This window comes from Pseudomonas sp. R4-34-07, from assembly GCF_003852375.1.
In the GTDB taxonomy this organism is placed as follows: Bacteria; Pseudomonadota; Gammaproteobacteria; order Pseudomonadales; family Pseudomonadaceae; genus Aquipseudomonas.
Window position 1 is genome coordinate 1,315,376 of sequence record NZ_CP027760.1, and the last position, 18,238, is coordinate 1,333,613.

At 61.2% G+C, this 18,238-nt stretch carries 18 protein-coding genes; 15 read left to right on the plus strand and 3 right to left on the minus strand.

All coding sequences use genetic code 11. The features are described 5' to 3' along the window. Positions 1–153 precede the first annotated feature (153 nt). The 15 genes from C4J85_RS05905 (at position 154) to C4J85_RS05980 (ending at position 16,313) form a co-directional block, all read left to right on the plus strand. Positions 154–1,776, plus strand: coding sequence for a methyl-accepting chemotaxis protein (locus C4J85_RS05905; protein ID WP_124366077.1), 1,623 nt, complete (start codon positions 154–156; stop codon positions 1,774–1,776). Continuing rightward, positions 1,776–2,288 carry a chemotaxis protein CheW gene (locus C4J85_RS05910; protein ID WP_124409208.1) on the plus strand — a complete coding sequence of 171 codons (513 nt, stop codon included), beginning with the start codon at positions 1,776–1,778 and terminating at the stop codon, positions 2,286–2,288. The genes C4J85_RS05905 and C4J85_RS05910 overlap by 1 nt, the downstream gene beginning before the upstream one ends. Further along, the gene (locus C4J85_RS05915; protein ID WP_124409209.1) at positions 2,285–3,544 is read left to right on the plus strand and encodes a protein-glutamate O-methyltransferase CheR; all 1,260 of its coding nucleotides are present in this window, start codon (positions 2,285–2,287) and stop codon (positions 3,542–3,544) included. The genes C4J85_RS05910 and C4J85_RS05915 overlap by 4 nt, the downstream gene beginning before the upstream one ends. Further along, positions 3,541–4,242 carry a chemotaxis protein CheW gene (locus C4J85_RS05920; RefSeq protein WP_124409210.1) on the plus strand — a complete coding sequence of 234 codons (702 nt, stop codon included), beginning with the start codon at positions 3,541–3,543 and terminating at the stop codon, positions 4,240–4,242. Before C4J85_RS05915 ends, C4J85_RS05920 begins: the two co-directional genes overlap by 4 nt. Then, positions 4,239–6,506: a hybrid sensor histidine kinase/response regulator gene (locus C4J85_RS05925; protein ID WP_124409211.1), complete on the plus strand. Its 2,268-nt coding sequence runs from the start codon at positions 4,239–4,241 to the stop codon at positions 6,504–6,506. Before C4J85_RS05920 ends, C4J85_RS05925 begins: the two co-directional genes overlap by 4 nt. Further along, positions 6,503–7,513, plus strand: a complete 1,011-nt coding sequence (locus C4J85_RS05930; protein ID WP_124366082.1) for a chemotaxis response regulator protein-glutamate methylesterase — start codon at positions 6,503–6,505, stop codon at positions 7,511–7,513. Before C4J85_RS05925 ends, C4J85_RS05930 begins: the two co-directional genes overlap by 4 nt. A gap of 52 nt (positions 7,514–7,565) precedes the next feature. Next, positions 7,566–8,567 (plus strand): PleD family two-component system response regulator, encoded by a 1,002-nt coding sequence (locus C4J85_RS05935; RefSeq protein WP_124366083.1) that lies wholly within the window; start codon positions 7,566–7,568, stop codon positions 8,565–8,567. 702 nt (positions 8,568–9,269) lie between these two features. Beyond that, positions 9,270–10,365 (plus strand): peptide chain release factor 2 gene (prfB, locus tag C4J85_RS05945; RefSeq protein WP_100226016.1). Its coding sequence is split into 2 segments (ribosomal slippage): positions 9,270–9,341 and positions 9,343–10,365, totalling 1,095 coding nucleotides; the frame shifts between segments, so codons are not numbered across the junction. A gap of 96 nt (positions 10,366–10,461) precedes the next feature. Beyond that, positions 10,462–11,964: a lysine--tRNA ligase gene (lysS, locus tag C4J85_RS05950; protein ID WP_124361573.1), complete on the plus strand. Its 1,503-nt coding sequence runs from the start codon at positions 10,462–10,464 to the stop codon at positions 11,962–11,964. A gap of 165 nt (positions 11,965–12,129) precedes the next feature. Continuing rightward, the gene (locus C4J85_RS05955; RefSeq protein WP_124366085.1) at positions 12,130–12,846 is read left to right on the plus strand and encodes a TetR/AcrR family transcriptional regulator; all 717 of its coding nucleotides are present in this window, start codon (positions 12,130–12,132) and stop codon (positions 12,844–12,846) included. Between the two features lie 35 nt (positions 12,847–12,881). Then, on the plus strand, positions 12,882–14,159 hold the full coding sequence (locus C4J85_RS05960) for a flavohemoglobin expression-modulating QEGLA motif protein (RefSeq protein WP_124361575.1): 1,278 nt from the start codon (positions 12,882–12,884) through the stop codon (positions 14,157–14,159). A 41-nt stretch (positions 14,160–14,200) separates the two neighbouring features. Further along, a complete protein-coding gene (locus C4J85_RS05965) occupies positions 14,201–15,106 on the plus strand; it encodes an alpha/beta hydrolase (protein WP_124409212.1) in 906 nt (301 codons plus the stop codon). Further along, complete coding sequence (locus C4J85_RS05970; RefSeq protein ID WP_124366087.1) at positions 15,103–15,429, plus strand: hypothetical protein; 327 nt, start codon at positions 15,103–15,105, stop codon at positions 15,427–15,429. Before C4J85_RS05965 ends, C4J85_RS05970 begins: the two co-directional genes overlap by 4 nt. A 168-nt stretch (positions 15,430–15,597) precedes the next feature. Continuing rightward, positions 15,598–15,963: a hypothetical protein gene (locus C4J85_RS05975; RefSeq protein ID WP_177413561.1), complete on the plus strand. Its 366-nt coding sequence runs from the start codon at positions 15,598–15,600 to the stop codon at positions 15,961–15,963. A gap of 143 nt (positions 15,964–16,106) precedes the next feature. Next, positions 16,107–16,313 (plus strand): hypothetical protein, encoded by a 207-nt coding sequence (locus C4J85_RS05980; RefSeq protein ID WP_124361578.1) that lies wholly within the window; start codon positions 16,107–16,109, stop codon positions 16,311–16,313. A gap of 29 nt (positions 16,314–16,342) precedes the next feature. Here C4J85_RS05980 and C4J85_RS05985 read toward each other — a convergent pair whose 3' ends face one another. From C4J85_RS05985 to C4J85_RS05995, 3 genes are all read right to left on the minus strand, one after another. Continuing rightward, complete coding sequence (locus tag C4J85_RS05985; protein ID WP_104501912.1) at positions 16,343–17,128, minus strand: OmpA family protein; 786 nt, start codon at positions 17,126–17,128, stop codon at positions 16,343–16,345. Between the two features lie 56 nt (positions 17,129–17,184). Continuing rightward, positions 17,185–17,610, minus strand: coding sequence for a DUF4398 domain-containing protein (locus C4J85_RS05990; protein ID WP_124361579.1), 426 nt, complete (start codon positions 17,608–17,610; stop codon positions 17,185–17,187). Positions 17,611–17,882: 272 nt separating this feature from the next. Next, entirely contained in the window at positions 17,883–18,227 is a 345-nt protein-coding gene (locus C4J85_RS05995; protein WP_124366088.1) for a pilin assembly protein, read from the minus strand. Positions 18,228–18,238 lie beyond the last annotated feature (11 nt).

An 18,238-nucleotide genomic window follows, 5' to 3' on the forward strand; every position in this document is an offset into this window, starting at 1 on the left:
AGCCTCTCCCACATTAAATCGAGTCTGGCTGAGTTGCCGCAATGGCGCAGCCCAGTACTGGCACTGTTGCTAAACCCCCTAAAACCATTGATTAGTAGACGCCCGCGCTCAGCTATACTCCCCTCCATTTGAATGGCCCTGCGAGGAATTACTGTGAAGAACTGGACCCTGCGCCAACGGATTTTGGCGAGCTTTGCGGTAATCATCGCGATCATGCTGCTGATGGTCGTGCTCTCGTATTCGCGGCTGCTGAAAATCGAATCCAGCGAAACCCTGGTCCGGGACGACGCCGTGCCTGGCGTGTTTTTAAGCTCGATGATTCGCAGCGCCTGGGTCGACAGCTACCTGCAAACCCAGGAGTTGGTGGGGATCCACAAGAACCAGGGCGTTTCCGAGGTCGAAAAGCAAGGCTACAAGTCTTTCGAAACGCGCCTTGAAAAGTACATGGCCGATTACACGAAAACCATCAGCTCCACTCAGGACCGCAACGAGTTCGATGCCTTCGAAAAGCTGCATCAGAGCTACAACCAGACCCTCGCCAAGGTGCTCGAGGCGCAGCAGAACAACAACGCCGCCGAGGCACTCAAGCTGTTCAACGAACAACTGACGCCCGCCTGGGTCGCCGGCCGCATGAAACTCAATGACATCATCCTCGCGAATAAACAGGTCGCCGACGGCGCCACCGACGCCATCGACAGTGCCGTCGAGGCCGCGAAAATCAGCATGGGCGTCTCGCTGCTGCTGGCGATTCTTGCCGCCGCGCTGTGTGGCCTGCTGCTGATGCGCGCAATCATGGCGCCGATGCAGCGCATCGTCGATATCCTCGAAACCATGCGCACCGGCGACCTGAGCAAGCGCCTGAACCTGGAGCGCAAGGACGAGTTCAACGTGGTTGAAACCGGCTTCAACGACATGATGACCGAACTGACCGCTCTGGTTTCCCAGGCACAGCGCTCGTCGGTGCAGGTCACGACCTCGGTGACCGAGATCGCCGCCACCTCCAAGCAGCAGCAGGCGACCGCCACTGAAACCGCCGCCACCACCACTGAAATCGGCGCCACCTCCCGTGAAATCGCCGCGACCTCCAAGGACCTGGTGCGCACCATGATCGAAGTGTCCACCGCCGCCGACCAGGCCTCGGTCGCCGCCGGTTCCGGTCAGCAGGGCCTGGCACGCATGGAAGAAACCATGCACTCGGTGATGGGCGCCGCCGACCTGGTCAATGCCAAGCTGGCGATCCTCAATGAAAAGGCCGGCAACATCAACCAAGTGGTAGTGACCATCGTCAAAGTGGCGGACCAGACCAACCTGCTGTCCCTCAACGCCGCCATCGAGGCCGAGAAAGCCGGTGAGTACGGGCGCGGTTTTGCCGTGGTCGCCACCGAAGTGCGCCGCCTGGCCGACCAGACCGCCGTCGCGACGTACGACATCGAGCAGATGGTGCGTGAGATCCAGTCGGCGGTGTCGGCCGGCGTGATGGGCATGGACAAGTTCTCCGAGGAAGTGCGCCGAGGCATGTTCGAAGTGCAGCAAGTGGGGGAACAACTGTCGCAAATCATCCATCAAGTGCAGGCCCTCGCGCCGCGAGTGCTGATGGTCAATGAAGGCATGCAGGCCCAGGCCACCGGCGCCGAGCAGATCAACCACGCGCTGGTGCAACTGGGCGATGCCAGCAGCCAGACCGTCGAGTCCCTGCGCCAGGCCAGTTTTGCCATCGATGAACTGAGCCAGGTTGCGGTCGGTCTGCGCAGCGGCGTGTCGCGTTTCAAAGTCTGATGAGCGACCTCGCGGCTAAACGCGGCGCCGTCCCGGCAGCGAAAAAGGCGTTGTTCCTGGTGTTCCACATCGGCAATGAACGCTTTGCCCTCAAGGCGACGGAAGTGGTCGAGGTGCTGCCGCGCCTGCCGCTCAAACCCATCGCTCATGCACCGGTGTGGGTGGCGGGTATCTTTGCCCATCGCGGCGCGCTGGTGCCGGTCATCGACCTGAGCGCCTTGACGTTCGGCGTTGCGGCCCAAGCGCGTACCAGCACGCGGCTGGTGCTGGTCAATTATCAGCCACAGCCCTGGAGCGAAGCGCGTTGGCTGGGGCTGATTCTGGAACAGGCTACCGACACCTTGCGTTGCGACCCCGCCGAATTCCAGCCCTATGGCCTGGATAACCGCCAGGCGCCTTACCTGGGGCCGGTGCGCGAAGATGCGCTGGGCTTGATGCAATGGATTGGCGTCGCCGAGCTGTTGACCGATGACGTGCGCACCTTGCTGTTTTCCAGCGAGTTGAGCCTATGAGCAGTGATCCGCGCTTCTGGGCCTTCCTTAAAGAACGCATCGGCCTGGACGTCGCCTCGGTGGGCGAGGCGATCATCGAGCGCGCGGTGCGCCAGCGTTGCCAGTTGTCCCAGGCGCAGACAGCAGAAGCGTACTGGCAGCTCCTGCACTGCTCCCATGATGAGCAGCAGGCGCTGATCGAAGCGGTGATCGTCCCCGAAACCTGGTTTTTCCGCTACTCCGAGTCCTTTGCCACCTTGGCTCGCCTGGCCCACGCACGGTTGGCCGAAATCAAGCAGATGCGCGCGTTGCGCATTCTCAGCCTGCCATGCTCCACCGGCGAAGAACCCTATTCGATCGCCATGGCCCTGCTTGACGCGGGCCTGGCACCGCACCAATTCAAAGTCCAGGGCATGGACGTCAGCCCGCTGTCGGTGGAGCGTGCGCGCCGCGGCGTGTACGGCAAGAACTCGTTTCGCGGCGGCGACCTTGAGTTTCGCGACCGTCACTTCACTGAAGACGGCGGTGCCTATCGCATTGCCGACCGGGTTCGCGAACAAGTACGCCTGCAAGTCGGCAACTTGCTCGACCCGGCCCTGCTGGCCAACGAGCCCACCTACGACTTTGTGTTCTGTCGCAACCTGCTGATCTACTTCGACCAGTCGACCCAGAAGCAAGTCTTCGATGTGCTCAAGGAGCTGACCCACGTGGACGGCGTGCTGTTTATCGGCCCGGCCGAAGGTGCCCTGCTGGGGCGCCATGGCATGCGCTCGATTGGCGTGCCGCAGTCCTTTGCGTTCAGTCGGCATGTGGAACCGGTCGCACCCGCCCCGGTGTTTGTACCGATGCCGGCGCCCACGTCGCAGCGCAGTCCGGCGCCGATCGCGCTCAAGCCGCGCCCGTTCAGCACGGCCGGCACCCAGGCGGCACCGGTCAAAGCGCCGCCCCCGGAGGCAGGCGAGATGCTCAACCAGATCGCCACCTTCGCCAATCAAGGCAAAAGTGCCGAGGCCCGTGCTGCCTGCGAACGTTATTTGAACAGCCATCCGCCGGCCGCCGCCGTGTTCTACTGGCTGGGCCTGCTCAGCGATGTCGCCGGCAGCGCCGTGGAGGCGCAGAGTTATTACCGCAAAGCCTTGTACCTGGAACCGCAGCATCCGCAGGCCTTGATGCACCTGGCCGCGTTGCTCGAGTCCCAGGGCGACAGTGCGGGGGCGCGCCGTTTGCAGGCGCGCGCCGCGCGTAGCGAGCGAGCTGACAGTGAGTCCAAACGATGAGTAGCCCTGACGCGCTCGGCACCGCAGGCCTGGACCTGACCCTGGCCGACACCCAAGCCATTGATGACTGCTGGAACCGCATCGGCATTCATGGCGACAAATCCTGCCCCTTGCTGGCAGAACACATCCATTGCCGCAACTGCTCGGTGTATTCCGCCGCCGCCACGCGCCTGCTCGACCGCTATGCGCTGCAGCAGGACGACCGGCCTGCGCAGGCGGCTGGCGAGCTCGACCATCAGGTGGTCACCCGCTCCTTGCTGATGTTCCGCCTCGGCGAAGAATGGCTGGGCATTGCCACCCGTTGCCTGGTGGAAGTGGCGCCGTTGCAACCGATCCACTCGTTGCCTCACCAGCGTTCCCGGGCCTTGCTGGGCGTGGCTAACGTGCGCGGGGCATTGGTGGCCTGCTTGTCGCTGGTGGAATTGCTCGGCCTGGACAGCAGCAGCACCGGCGCCACCGGCGGGCGCATCATGCCGCGCATGTTGATTATTGCCGCGCAGGATGGCCCGGTGGTCATGCCGGTGGACGAAGTGGATGGCATCCATGCCATTGATGAGCGCACCTTGAACGCCGCGTCGGCCTCCGGCACCCAGGCCAGCGCGCGCTTCACTCAGGGTGTCGTGCAGTGGAAAGGTCGCAGCCTGCGCTGGCTGGACGAAGCCCAATTGCTGTCCGCCGTGACCCGGAGCCTCGCATGACCCCCGACCAGATGCGCGACGCTTCGCTGTTGGAATTGTTCAGCCTGGAAGCCGATGCGCAAACCCAAGTGCTCAGCGCAGGCCTGCTGGCCCTGGAGCGCAACCCAACCCAGGCCGACCAGCTCGAGGCCTGCATGCGCGCCGCGCATTCGCTCAAGGGCGCGGCGCGGATTGTCGGTGTGGAGGCTGGCGTCAGCGTGGCCCATGTCATGGAGGATTGCCTGGTCAGTGCCCAGGAAGGCCGCTTGTACCTGCAGCCCGAACATATCGACGCGTTGCTGCAGGGTACGGATTTACTGATGCGCATCGCCACCCCGGGCAATGACGTCGGGCCTGCGGATATTGCAGCCTATGTGGCGCTGATGGAGCGCTTGCTGGACCCGTCGCAATCCAGCGCCCTGGTCGCGCCGAAACCCGAGCCGGCTGCCGCGCCGGTGATCGAAGCGCCGGAACCGGAACTTGCGCCTGCCGTACTGAGCGAGCCGCCGCGTCAGAGCAAAGCTATGACCGAAGGCGGCGAGCGCGTGCTGCGGGTCACGGCCGAGCGCTTGAACAGCCTGCTGGACCTGTCCAGCAAGTCGCTGGTGGAAACCCAGCGACTCAAGCCTTACCTCGCCAGCCTGCAGCGCCTCAAACGCATTCAAAGCAACAGCCTGCGGGCCCTGGATGTCCTGGACGGTCACCTCAAGGTCGTCGATTTGAACCTCGAGGCCCAGGAAGCCCTGGCCGATACCCGCCGCTTGTTGAGCGAAGCCCAGGCGCTGCTGGCGGAAAAAAATGCCGAACTGGACGAGTACGCCTGGCAGGCCGGCCAGCGGGCCCAGGTGCTCTACGACACCGCACTGGCCTGTCGCATGCGCCCGTTTGCCGATGTGCTGGCCGGGCAGGCGCGCATGGTGCGCGACCTCGGTCGCAGCCTGGGCAAGCAAGTGCGCCTCGAGATCGAAGGGGAAAAAACCCAGGTCGACCGCGACGTGCTGGAAAAGCTTGAGGCGCCCCTGACGCATTTATTGCGCAATGCTGTCGATCACGGCATCGAAATGCCCGAGCAGCGGCTGCTGGCGGGCAAGCCGGCGGAAGGCTTGATTCGCCTGCGCGCGTCGCATCAAGCCGGGCTGTTGGTGCTGGAGTTGAGCGATGACGGTAACGGCGTCGACCTTGAGCGCCTGCGCGGCACCATTGTCGACCGGCACCTGTCCCCCGTAGAAACCGCGCTGCGCCTGAGCGAGGAGGAACTGCTGACGTTCCTGTTCCTGCCGGGGTTCAGCTTGCGCGACAAGGTCACCGAAGTCTCCGGTCGCGGCGTGGGCCTGGATGCGGTGCAGCATATGGTGCGTCAATTGCGCGGCGCGGTGGTGCTGGAGCAGGCGGCAGGGCAGGGCAGCCGTTTTCATCTGGAGGTGCCGTTGACCTTGTCGGTGGTGCGCAGCCTGGTGGTGGAAGTCGGCGAAGAGGCGTATGCCTTCCCGCTGGCGCACATCGAACGCATGTGCGACCTGGCCCCCGAGGACATTGTGCAACTGGAAGGTCGCCAGCATTTCTGGCACGAGGGCCGGCATGTCGGCCTGGTCGCCGCCACTCAGCTGTTGCAGCGTCCACCGGGGCAGACCCCTTCGGAAACCTTGAAAGTGGTGGTGATCCGCGAGCGCGATGCCGTGTATGGGATTGCCGTGGAACGTTTCATCGGCGAGCGCACCCTGGTGGTGTTGCCGCTGGATGCTCGCCTGGGCAAGGTCCAGGATATTTCCGCAGGCGCGTTGCTCGACGATGGCTCGGTGGCCTTGATCGTCGACGTGGAAGACATGCTGCGTTCGGTGGACAAGTTGCTCAACACCGGCCGCCTGGAGCGCATCGCAAGGCGCAGCCAGCAGGCCACCGAGGCGCCGCGCAAGCGCGTGCTGGTGGTGGACGACTCGCTGACTGTGCGTGAGCTGCAACGCAAGTTATTACTCAATCGCGGTTATGAAGTGGCCGTTGCGGTCGATGGCATGGATGGCTGGAACGCATTGCGCTCCGAGGATTTCGACCTGCTTATCACAGATATTGATATGCCACGCATGGACGGTATTGAATTGGTCACACTCTTGCGCCGCGACAGTCGCCTGCAATCGTTGCCGGTGATGGTGGTTTCCTACAAGGACCGCGAAGAAGACCGACGCCGTGGCCTCGACGCCGGCGCCGACTATTATTTAGCCAAAGCCAGCTTCCACGACGACGCCCTGCTCGACGCCGTGGTTGAATTGATTGGAGGCGCCCGGGCATGAGGATTGCAATCGTCAATGACATGCCGTTGGCCGTCGAGGCGTTGCGTCGCGCCTTGAGTTTCGAGCCTGCCCATGAAGTGGTATGGGTCGCCAGCAATGGCCTGGAAGCGGTGCAGCGTTGCGCTGAGGTGATCCCGGATTTGATCCTGATGGACTTGATCATGCCGGTGATGGACGGCGTGGAAGCGACCCGCCAGATCATGGCCGACACGCCATGCCCGATCGTGATCGTCACCGTGGACCGCCAGGCCAACGTCAGCCGGGTCTTTGAAGCCATGGGCCACGGCGCGTTGGATGTGGTGGACACGCCGGCGCTGGGGGTGGGCAACCCCAAGGATGCGGCGGCGCCGTTGTTGCGCAAGATCCTCAATATTGGCTGGCTGATCGGCCAGCGCGGCAGCCGTGTGCGCGCTGAAACCGCGCCGCAGCGCAGCACCGGCAAGCGCCAAAGCCTGGTGGCCATTGGTTCGTCGGCGGGTGGCCCCGCGGCCCTGGAAGTACTGCTCAAGGGGTTGCCGCGTGACTTTCCTGCCGCGATCGTGCTGGTGCAGCATGTGGATCAGGTGTTTGCCGCCGGAATGGCCGAGTGGTTGAGCAGTGCGTCGGGCCTGCCGGTGCGCCTGGCCCGTGAAGGGGAGCCGCCCCAAAGCGGGGTGGTCTTGCTGGCCGGTACCAACCACCATATTCGCTTGTTGAAAAATGGCACGCTAGCCTATACCGCAGAGCCGGTGAACGAAATTTACCGGCCTTCCATCGATGTGTTTTTTGAAAGTGTCGCCAGCCATTGGAACGGTGACGCCGTCGGCGTACTGCTGACCGGCATGGGGCGCGACGGGGCCCAGGGCCTCAAGTTGATGCGAGAACAAGGATATTTGACCATCGCCCAGGACCAGAACAGTTCGGCGGTGTATGGCATGCCCAAAGCGGCAGCGGCGATTGACGCCGCTGTTGAAATTCGCCCACTGGACAGAATTGCGCCGCGACTGCTGGAGGTCTTTGCAAAATGATCGAACATCTCCCGCTGTGCTGGTTTGCAGGCAGTAATTCAGGTGACTGCACATGATTGATTTACAACTCGACGGCTTCAAGACCGACGAAAACGCCGCCATGGTGCTGCTGGTCGACGACCAGGCCATGATCGGCGAAGCCGTGCGGCGCGGCCTGGCCCATGAAGAAAACATCGACTTCCACTTTTGCGCCGACCCGCACCAGGCGATCTCCCAGGCGATTCGCATCAAGCCGACGGTGATTCTGCAAGACTTGGTCATGCCCGGCCTCGACGGCCTGACCCTGGTGCGCGAATACCGCAATCACCCGGCCACGGCGAATATCCCGATCATCGTGCTCTCCACCAAAGAGGACCCGCTGATCAAGAGCGCAGCCTTTGCGGCCGGGGCCAACGATTACCTGGTCAAGCTGCCGGACAATATCGAATTGGTGGCGCGCATCCGTTATCACTCGCGCTCCTACATGACCCTGTTGCAGCGGGACGCGGCTTACCGCGCGCTGCGGGTCAGCCAGCAACAGTTGCTGGACACCAACCTGGTGCTGCAACGGCTGATGAATTCCGATGGCCTGACCGGGCTGTCCAATCGCCGTCACTTCGACGAATACCTGGAACTGGAATGGCGCCGTGCCATGCGCGACCAGACCCAGCTCTCCTTGTTGATGATCGACGTGGACTTCTTCAAGACCTTCAACGATAGCTTCGGTCACGTCGAAGGCGACGAAGCCCTGCGCAAAGTCGCCGCCACCATCCGCGAAGCCAGCAGCCGCCCCTCGGACCTGCCGGCGCGCTACGGCGGTGAAGAATTCGCCCTGGTGCTGCCCAACACCTCACCGGGCGGTGCGCGGCTGGTCGCGGAAAAACTGCGCATGGCAGTGGCCGCGCTGAACATCCCGCATATCGCACCGGCTGAGGGCGCGAGCCTGACCATCAGCATTGGCTTGTCGACCCTGACCCCGGTGCAAGGTACGGATTGCCGCCAGTTGATCATGGCAGCGGACAAGGGGTTGTACATGGCAAAGCACAATGGGCGCAATCAGGTCGGCATCGAGTAACTCAAGGCCGACTCAAAGCCAAATGTGGGAGGGGCTTGCCCCTGATAGCCATGGGTATCTATACAACTTTGGCACGGCCCTGAACCTGTGACGGCTCGGGAGCCGAAGCCTCTCAAACTGATGCCCCGCGACCTAAATGTGGGAGGGGGCTTGCTCCCGATGGCGGCCTGATAGCCGACCATGATGTTGGATCAGAGCGAGTACATATCCATTGCTGCGGTAACGGCGGCTTATGGTTCCGCTCTTACAGCGGGTCACTTTTGGAAGGACCCAAAAGTAACCAAAAGGTCCTCGCCCCACCACTCGGCACCTCGCTTGGGCTCGGTGTGCCCGAACGCAGGCTTGAATCCGTGGGCCGCCGCCATGCGCCATCCATGGCGCAGGGCGGCTAACCCGGCGTCCTGCCGGGTTACCCACGGATTCAAGCCTGCGTTCGGCCAGCGTGGTTAACGGGGCGACTGAGATCAAGATCCAAAGCAAGAGCAAGAGCGGCTCGCTTCGCATCGTGGTTACCATAGACTGCTACACGTTGTGTAGATATCCATGGCCATCAGGGGCAAGCCCCCTCCCACATTTGCATCGCTGTCTGGCCTTGGGATTGTGTACAAAATCGCGCCTTTTCGACCAGGCGGGCTGCCGTTTCCAGGCGTTTGCCGTTATACTCGCCGGCTTTCAAAAGTTCGCCAACGAGTGCTGCCCGCCATGGAAATCAACCCGATCCTGAACACCATCAAGGACCTGTCCGAGCGCTCCGAAACTATTCGGGGGTATCTTTGACTACGATCAAAAGCATGAGCGCCTGACCGAAGTCAATCGCGAGCTTGAAGATCCGAGTGTCTGGAACAAACCTGAATATGCCCAGGAACTGGGCCGCGAGCGCGCTGCGCTGGCGCAGATCGTCGACACGCTCGACGAACTGAACACCGGCCTGGCCGACTGCCGCGACTTGCTGGACATGGCCGTCGAAGAAGATGACGAAGGCGCAGTGGGCGATGTCGTCGCCGAGCTGGCCCGTCTCGAGGAAAACCTCGCCAAGCTTGAATTCCGCCGCATGTTCAGCCACGAAATGGACCCGAACAACGCCTACCTGGACATCCAGGCCGGTTCCGGCGGCACCGAGGCCCAGGACTGGGCCAACATCCTGCTGCGCATGTACCTGCGCTGGGCCGACAAGCGCGGTTTCGACGCGACCATCATGGAACTGTCGGCCGGTGAAGTGGCGGGCATCAAGGGCGCCACCGTGCACATCAAGGGTGAATACGCCTTTGGCTGGCTGCGTACCGAGATCGGCGTACACCGCCTGGTGCGCAAGAGCCCGTTCGACTCCGGCAACCGTCGCCATACCTCGTTCTCCGCTGTTTTCGTCTCGCCAGAGATCGATGACAAGGTGGAAATCGAGATCAACCCGGCCGACCTGCGTATCGACACCTACCGCTCCTCCGGTGCCGGTGGCCAGCACGTAAACACCACCGACTCGGCCGTGCGTATCACCCACGTACCGACCAACACCGTGGTCAGTTGCCAGAACGAGCGTTCCCAGCACGCGAACAAGGACACCGCCATGAAAATGTTGCGGGCCAAGTTGTACGAGCAGGAAATGCAGAAGCGCAACGCCGCTTCTCAAGCACTGGAAGACACCAAGTCGGACATCGGTTGGGGTCACCAGATCCGCTCCTATGTGCTCGATGCGTCGCGGATCAAGGATTTGCGCACTAACATCGAACGCAGCGACTGCGACAAGGTGCTCGACGGCGATATCGACGAATACCTGGAAGCCAGCCTGAAATCGGGCCTCTAAAGAACCCTGTAGGAGTGGGGGGGACGCCTAGTCCTTGCCTCGCGATCCCCAGCCGAAGGCTGGGGAAAACGTATCTGTGATGGAATTTCAAAAGACATGAGCGACCAACAACTCGACCCGCAAGCCCTGCAACAGGAAGAAAACTCCCTGATCGCCCTGCGCAAGGAAAAGCTTGCTGCCGAGCGCGCCAAGGGTAACGCCTTCCCCAACGACTTCCGCCGCGAAAACTACTGCGATGCCTTGCAGAAGCAGTACGCGGACAAGACCAAGGAAGAGCTGGCAGAAGCGGCGATCCCGGTCAAGGTGGCGGGTCGCATCATGCTCAACCGTGGCTCGTTCATGGTGATTCAGGACATGACCGGGCGTATCCAGGTCTACGTCAACCGCAAGACCCTTTCCGAAGAAACCCTGGCCTCGGTGAAAACCTGGGACATGGGCGACATCATCGCCGCCGAAGGCACCCTGGCCCGTTCCGGCAAGGGCGACCTGTATGTCGAAATGACCAGCGTACGCCTGCTGACCAAATCGCTGCGCCCGCTGCCGGACAAGCACCACGGCCTGACCGACACCGAGCAGCGCTACCGCCAGCGCTACGTTGACCTGATCGTCAACGAAGACGTGCGCCAGACCTTCCGCGTGCGTTCGCAAGTCATCGCCCACATCCGCAGCTTCCTGATGCAGCGTGACTTCCTCGAAGTGGAAACGCCGATGCTGCAGACCATCCCCGGTGGTGCCGCAGCCAAGCCGTTCGAAACCCACCACAATGCGCTGGACCTGCCAATGTTCCTGCGCATCGCGCCGGAGCTGTACCTCAAGCGCCTGGTGGTCGGCGGTTTCGAGAAAGTCTTCGAAATCAACCGCAACTTCCGTAACGAAGGCGTCTCGACCCGGCACAACCCTGAATTCACCATGTTGGAGTTCTACCAGGCCTACGCCGACTACGAAGACAACATGGACCTCACCGAAGAACTGTTCCGCGAGCTGGCGCAGCTGGTGCTGGGCAGTACCGACGTGCCGTACGGCGACAAGGTCTTCCACTTCGGCGAGCCGTTCGTGCGCCTGTCGGTGTTCGACTCGATCCTCAAGTACAACCCTGAGCTGACCGCCGATGATCTGAACGACATCGACAAGGCCCGTGCCATCGCCAAGAAAGCCGGCGCCAAGGTGCTGGGCTTCGAAGGCCTGGGCAAACTGCAGGTGATGATTTTCGAAGAGCTGGTGGAGCACAAGCTGGAACAGCCGCACTTCATTACCCAGTACCCGTTCGAAGTGTCGCCGCTGGCCCGTCGCAACGATGACAACCCGAACGTCACCGACCGTTTCGAGCTGTTCATCGGTGGCCGCGAAATCGCCAACGCCTATTCCGAGCTGAACGACGCGGAAGACCAGGCCGAGCGCTTCATGGCCCAGGTGGCCGACAAGGACGCCGGCGACGACGAAGCCATGCACTACGACGCCGACTTCGTACGTGCGCTGGAATACGGCATGCCGCCAACCGCCGGTGAAGGTATCGGCATCGACCGCCTGGTGATGCTGTTGACCAACTCGCCGTCGATCCGCGATGTGATCTTGTTCCCGCACATGCGGCCACAAGCGTAACCGTAGCGAAATCCGAAGCCGCCTTTTATAAGGCGGCTTTTTTATGTGGCGTATACCCGCGTCAAGCAAACAGCGCCAGGTTTTGGTGACCGGTTGATCGTTCCCACGCTCTGCGTGGGAACGCATCTTGTGACGCTCCGCGTCACACTTAAAAGAGGAAGTGTGGTGAACCGCGTAATGGCTCAAGAAGGCGCCGCCGGCATTGCCGCTGCCGTGGCTGAAAGCGTCCAGTACCAAGGCCGCAAGGCCAGCCGCCGGGGCAGTGAACAACGTCGGCAAGACATTCTCGATGCGGCCATGCGCATCGTGGTCCGCGAGGGGGTCCGTGCCGTGCGCCACCGGGCGGTGGCGGCGGAGGCCGGCGTACCGTTGTCGGCGACCACGTACTATTTCAAAGACATCGATGACCTGCTCACCGACACCTTTGCCCAATACGTCGAGCGCAGCGCTGCCTTCATGGGCAAACTGTGGGTACGCAACGAAGGCCTGCTGCGCGAGATGGTCGCCTATGGCGATGGCAGCCCGGCGTCGCGTTCGCAGCTGGCCGATGATATTGCGCGGCTGACCGCCGACTACGTGCAGCGTCAACTGGCCAACCGCCGTGAATACCTGATGGCCGAGCAGGCCTTCCGCCAGGAAGCCTTGTTGAATCCGCGCCTGGCCGAACTGGTACGCTCCCACCAGCAGATCCTGTTGCAGGGCACCGGGCAGTTTTTCCAGGTATTGGGCTCGCGCGAGCCGCAACAGGATGCCAAGGTGTTGACGGCGATTATCAGTCGGATGGAATATCAGGGCCTGTTGGGCGGCGCAGAGCCTCTGACCGGTGACGAGATGCTGGAGATACTCAAGCGTTACATGCACCTGGTATTGGCTTCGGTCTGATACCAGCAAGGCCACGTTTAAAGAGGAAGCACCGGGTGGACGATTACCAGCAGACGATACGCACCTTGTCCGATCGCATTGTGCTGGCGCAAACGCCGATCCGCGTCCTCGACGCCGTGAAGTGGGACGAGAATATTCGCCAGGGCTTTCTCAAGGCCAAGGGCAAGGCCATGCCCGCCGTGGATCGCGATTACTACCTGAACCGCCCGTTGTCGTTCGACTCCAGTGCGGTCAAGCTGGAATTCCAGAACATCGAGCGCGACATCACCCGCCGCCTCGGCCAGTTCAGCCCGGTAGGGCAGATCATGCGCCGTATGTGCCGGGAGTACCGCATGGTCGTGCGTATGCTCGAGGCCCGTGGCACCGAGGATTTCGGCCTGATTTCCCAGGAACTCTACGGCGCCGCGTCCGACGCCTTCCACGCCGGTGACCCGACCCTGGCCGATCTGGGCCTGATGCTCTCGGACTATCTGAACAATATCGACGGCCGTGGCGACCTCAAGGACGAAGCCAAGACCTTGACCGCCAAGGACGCCGTCGCCTTGCTGCAAACGCGCTTGAACAAAGTGTTCGGCGAGGCCGAAGAAACCATCCGCGTGTTCGAATCCGATGGCATCGTCGCCGACGCGGCGGCGGGCGCCGACTACATCAAGATCCGCGCGGACGCGATGTTCAACGACCGTGACGTGCGCGCCCTGGAAGTGCACGAAGGCCTGGTGCATGTGGGCACCACCCTCAACGGCCAGAACCAGCCGATCTGCACGTTCCTGTCCAAGGGCCCACCTTCATCCACCGTGACCCAGGAAGGCCTGGCGATCCTGATGGAGATCATCACGTTCGCTTCCTACCCCAGCCGGCTGCGCAAACTGACCAACCGCACCCGCGCCATTCATATGGTGGAGGAGGGCGCCGACTTCCTGCAGGTGTTCGAATTCTTCCGCGAGCAAGGCTTTGAAATGGCTGAAAGCTACGGCAACGCCAGTCGCGTGTTCCGTGGCTCGGTGCCCACTGGCTTGCCGTTTACCAAGGATCTGTCCTACCTCAAGGGCTTTATCATGGTCTACAACTACATCCAGTTGGCCGTGCGCAAGGGCAAGTTGGAGCAAGTGCCGTTGTTGTTCTGCGGCAAGACCACGCTTGAAGACATGCGCACCTTGCGCCAGCTGGTCGATGAAGGCCTGGTAGTGCCGCCCAAATACCTGCCCGAACAGTTTCGCGACATGAACGCACTGGCGGCGTGGATGTGCTTCTCCAACTTCCTCAACCATTTGAGCCTGGACCGCATCGAGGCGGACTACTCCAATATCCTGTAAGGATGCTGGCTATTTTCAACTCACCCACGAGGCTTCAACGGATGAGAATCCTCGGCATTCTTTGCCTGCTACTCACATTGAACGGCTGCAGCTCCCTGCTGTTCTACCCGGAGCCCGGCCTGCCGTTCACGCCGCAAAAAGCCCACCTTGCGTACCGCGACGTCACCCTCACAACTGCCGACGGCGTAAAGCTGCACGCCTGGTGGCTACCCGCCAAGCCCGGCGTGCCACTCAAAGGTACGGTGCTGCACCTGCACGGCAATGGTGGCAATCTGGCCTGGCACCTGGGCGGGAGTTGGTGGTTGCCGGAGCAGGGCTACCAAGTGCTGTTGCTCGACTATCGCGGCTATGGGCTCTCCGAAGGCAAGCCGTCATTGCCGGCGATTTATCAGGACGTGGATGCCGCGTTCAGTTGGCTCGATCAGGCGCCCGAAGTCCGCGGCCAGCCGCTGATCGTCCTTGGCCAGAGCCTGGGCGGTGCGTTAGCCGTGCATTATCTGGCGGCCCACCCCGAGCGCCAGTCCCGGCTCAAGGCCCTGGTATTGGATGGCGTGCCCGCCAGTTATCGTGACGTGGGACAATTTGCCCTGAGCACGTCCTGGTTAACATGGCCGTTGCAGGTCCCTCTGTCCTGGCTGGTGCCCGACGCCGACAGCGCGATCAACGCCATGCCCCGACTGACTGGCGTGCCCAAGCTGCTGTTTCACAGCCTGGATGATCCGATCGTGCCCTTGGCCAACGGTATCCGCCTGTACCAGGCGGCACCGGCGCCCAGGGTGTTGCAACTGACGCGAGGTGGGCATGTGCAGACATTTGCCGACAAGACCTGGCAAACCGTGATGCTGCGTTACCTGGATGACCCGCTGCACTTCAACGGCCTGCGGCGTCTCGGCGAAATCCCGAATTATCCCCTACCTGAAGCTGACCCATCAGAGAGCCCGCAATGAGTGAAGAGCGCAACATGATCCCGCTGATTCTCACTGGCATCGGCACCATCATCGGTACTGTCGGTTGCCTGTGGTACTACGGCTACCTGCACTTCGCCAAGCCGGAGGATGCGCTGTTGCTCAGCGATTTCACGATGCTCAAGACCGTGCCGGGTGAGGACTACAAAATCTCGTTGACCCCTGCCGCTCAAGTGGCGCAGTGCATTGATGGCGTATTGGTGATGTTCGACACCGACCAGAAAGGCCTGAGTGGCGTGCTGGTGAATAACAAGAAGCAGGCAGTGCGTTGCATGGGGCAGGAAACCCCACAACTGCAGCAGTAACAGCCGGCTTCCCCGCCGTGGGAAAGTGCCGTTATCTCTACAGATTATGGATTTGTCACCTGTCAGTCCGCCCGGCTGAGCGGAACCATCCTGACGCTCCCACCACAGATATGGACTGATTGGCGCTGCCGATCAGTCCATTTTATTCATTGGTTGGAGTGAGCGTTTATGGCGGGAATCAACGGCGTATCGGGTGGTGCAAACATGGGTGGCCTGGGCGGTGTCGGTAATACGGGCAATCGCCAGGGGGGCTCGCAGCAGGGGCTCGACCAACAGATTCAAGATGTAAAGAATCAGATTCAGGAGCTTAAATCCAAAGGTTCTCAGGGAAACCAGGGAAATAGCGGTGCGGGTGGCGAAGATCCTCTCAAGGCATTGGAGGAACTGCTGAAGAAACTGCTCGCCCAGAAAGCTGGCGGGGCGCAGGGTGGTCAAGGCGCACAAGATGGCCAAAGCGGGGGACAAAGCGACGGTCAGGGCCAGGGCCAGATCCAGTCTCCGCCATCCCAAGGTACAGGCTCCGTCGACTACTGATGGGTGCCTCTGGAAAACCGCCTTCATTGGCGGTTTTTCAGGTTGCATCAAGCGACCGGTTTTGTTGTTGACGCGATATCTGGAACCGTATCGCGTCAGATGCCACAGACAGCGATGAAACTACACAAAGCGGGGCCTAGAATGTGGCGATAACCATTGCTGCAATACGCAACATGTTGGACATGGCCAGGGAGCATCAGAAGCTGGAGCGGCGAGACGCTGAGGACGATGAACTCAAGCAACTGATGGATAAGCTGTCGCAAAATGCTTATGGCCCCAAAATCGAAATGCCTGCCGACGATACTCACCGCACCATCCAGTTTGACGAACCCAAAAAAAACCCACCGTAAGGTGGGTTTTTTCATGCTGCTTAAACCAATCAGTTAGCGACGGAAGAACGTGGCTTGACCGGTTGGTTGTCGTTGGAGATGGTCACTTCAACGCGGCGGTTCATTGCACGGCCCGATACGCTACCGTTGTCGGCAACCGGGTATTCCTTGCCGTAGCCCTGGGTCACGATACGCGAGATATCCACGCCTTGCTGTGCCAGTGCACGTTGCACAGAAGCCGCACGGCGCTCGGACAGGCTCTGGTTGTACGAGTCGGAACCGGTGCTGTCGGTGTAGCCTTCGACAATCACTTTACGGTCCGGGTTGTCGCGCAGGAACTGAGCCAGCTTGGTGATATTCACCAGGCCGCTGGACTTAAGGTCGGACTTGTTGGTGGCGAACAGTACGTCACCAAAGGTCACCAGGGTGCCGCGATCGGTTTGCTTGGCGTTCAAGCTGTCTTGCAGTTGCTTGATCTGCGCGTCACGGGCGTCCAGCAGGGCGCGGGCACGTTCGTCGCCAGCGTTTTTCAGCTTGGCTTCGGACTCACGCAGAGAAATGGTGTCTTTGGCCACTTCTACACGCTGGTTGGTCAGGTAAGCCAACTGGTCGACTTTCTTCTCGTCTTCCTTGTCGCGGTAGGCCTTGTCTGCCTTGTCCAGCCACTCGCTGGCGTCTTTGGTTTCCAGCGCTGCGAGCTTGGTAGCCTGCGGGTTGGTTTGCAGGGCCGTGAAATTGGTCCGTGCGTTTTCCAGATTTGCGTTCGGCGGGGTGGAGCAGGCTGCCAAGGCAACGCTCATCGCCAACAGGGCAGGGATCATCAATTGTTTACGCATAGTCGTGTCGTCCTTTCAATTCGATATCAGGTGCGATGCAGTCAAGGGGCAGCGGCTTACTTCTGCTGGATAGCAGCCGGGCGCATGCCTTCCTTACGCAACTCGTCAACTGCTTTCTGGGAATCCTTCACCGCTTGCTCAGCCTTGGCAGCCTGGGCTTTACGCTCAGCGACACGAGCGTCCCACTCGGCTTGTTCAGCCAACTGACGAGCCTTGTCGTAGTTCTTGTCGTGCATGGCGATTTCGGCTTCTTTGAGCTTGTCCTGGGCCGACTTCATTTCCACGGCTGCAAACTCGGTACCGCCGGCGCTGACCGCGCTGTTGACCGCAGATTGGGTCACTGCGTATTGCTCGGTCGGCGGGTTACCGGCACAGCCAGCCAGAACGAAGCTGGTGCCGATTGCCAGCGCGGCCAATTTGAGCCCGCGCAGGTGGTTAAACGAGGATTTGGCAGTGCTGGTCTTCATCGTCTTCAACTCCATTGGATAACTCCTGAAAAATCCATCGTGGCGTTCGTTTGCGGGCCCGGCGGTTAAGCACATGACGCCAGTTCAAACGAGCGTTCCAAGTGATGGCTTACTGGCTGTGACCGGATGCTTTTTTCAAAAGTTCAGCGGAGATGGCGATTTGCCTAAAAAAATATCTGACTGAATGGTCAGCCTCAGAAAATTGGAACTTTCACCCCGCGCAGCGGTACGCCGGGCCGCTGAAAGGCCCGGAATACAGGGGTTTAATCGGTTTGAATAAGGGAGGATCAGTGCTGCGGTTCGTCAGCACTCGCTGACAAATCATGCAGATAGCGGCGCGACAACGTCAGAAAGCGCGGTGTGGGCCCGACGTCTTCATACAGCGGATCGCCTTCTTCATCGGTGGCAATCACCTGCTGGCCCTTGACGTAGGGAAAGCTGGCTTCCAGCTCTTCGAGGGCGGCGCCGATCAGTTCGCCAAGCAGCTCTTCGGTGTGGCGCTTGGGGTACATTTCGGCAAGGGCAGCCAGCCGCGCGGCGGCTTCTACGTCCAGATGAATCGCGTATTGGGTTTGGGTCAGTCGACCCTTGGCGGTTTCTTCCCAATGCTGGGGCAGGTCTCGAATTTTCATGGCAACCTCAA